General features: G+C 65.6%; 2 protein-coding genes. One reads left to right on the top strand and one right to left on the bottom strand.

The window, feature by feature from the left end; all coding sequences use genetic code 11:
* Window positions 1–416: 416 nt before the first annotated feature.
* Entirely contained in the window at window positions 417–851 is a 435-nt protein-coding gene (locus CCN37_RS42440) for a hypothetical protein (protein ID WP_371505259.1), read from the top strand.
* Here the strand turns inward: CCN37_RS42440 and CCN37_RS42435 are convergent.
* On the bottom strand, window positions 848–1181 hold a 334-nt coding region (locus CCN37_RS42435), incomplete at its 5' end, for an ADP-ribosylglycohydrolase family protein (protein ID WP_143261897.1). The two genes, CCN37_RS42440 and CCN37_RS42435, sit on opposite strands and share 4 nt — an antisense overlap.

The following is a 1181-nucleotide window of genomic DNA, read 5'->3' as shown; positions in this document are numbered from 1 at the left end:
CGCCACCGTAATGGAGCAACGGAATACGACATTCGAGCACCACTTCCGGTATCGCACCGTGTTTTCACCCGGCGCGGACGCCTTCTGTCCCATCTGTTCAGCGACTGTACGGCCCCAGCGCGCCGTGATGTAATTCTGCACCAGAAAGGGGCCGAATTGAATATCTACACCATTGGGTTACTTTGGGTCCTGGGTGCTTCGGCCGTGGCGGCCACCATCGCGGTGGTGCTCCAGACGAAGTTCGGCTGGGACGACGAGCGCAACAACTCCTCGGCGGGCAGCGTCTTCGCCGTTGTCGGCGGGCTGCACGCGGTGCTGGTCGCCTTCGTGCTGATCTCGCTGTTCGACGCGGCGGCCANNCGCTCCCGGAGCCGACCAAGGACCTCGTCAAGGAGCTGAGCAGGTCTTATACGGCCATGGTGATCAACGAGGAGTGGCCGAGGATGCGCGAGGGCGAGACCGTCGCGTCCACCGGCGCGCAGACGCTGGAGCGGCTCAAGACCGCCATCGCCGAGGCCAAACCCGACGGTGACTGGCAGGAGAGCAGGCAGGCCGAGGCCGCCAACCAGCTGTGGCAGGTCTACCAGTCGCGCCAGGCGAGGCTGGAGGCCGCAGGCGAGGGCGTGAACAGCGTGGTGTGGTTCGCGCTGATCATCGGCGGCATTATGTCTGTTTCATTCCCGTATCTTTTCGGCGGCCCCAACCTGGTCCCGCACGTCATTATCGTGGTGGCGCTGACCGCGACCATCACGCTGCTGCTCTTCGCGATATCACAGATGGAAAATCCGTTCAGCGGCGGCGCCCAGGTCAACCCGGACGCATTTCGCGCCGCCACCGAACGGCTCCTCTAGGCCCTTGTGAGAAAAGGGCAGCTCACCAGCTGGGCAGCGGTTCCCGCGCGGCCAGCCACTCCTCNNCCCGTCGTGTCGACGTCGCCGCCCGCCTCGACGCACGCGGTGATCGCCGCCGCGTAGTCGTCGAGGTGGGTCGCGGCCGCCCACAGGGTGAAGGGAACCGTGTCCCGCGCGGTCACCCTGGACCCGTTACCGAGTTGGTACGCCGCCTCAGCGGTAGTGCAACCGAGCAGCACTGCCGCTTTGGCAATTCCCTGTCTCACTTGGCCTTCAGCCATCTGGTCTACGACGGCGTCGAGCAGGTCGCGCGCGGTCACCGAGGGGTCG

Source organism: Allokutzneria sp. NRRL B-24872, from assembly GCF_002155965.1.
Taxonomy (GTDB): Bacteria; Actinomycetota; Actinomycetes; order Mycobacteriales; family Pseudonocardiaceae; genus Allokutzneria.
The sequence above is the reverse complement of the archived record's forward strand: the minus strand, read 5'-3'. Positions and strand labels throughout refer to the sequence as shown.

What these genes read in the sequence shown, in the direction of transcription:
- CCN37_RS42440 (WP_371505259.1), top strand. Translation starts at nt 417, where the DNA reads ATGGTGATCAACGAGGAGTGGCCGAGGATGCGCGAGGGCGAGACCGTC.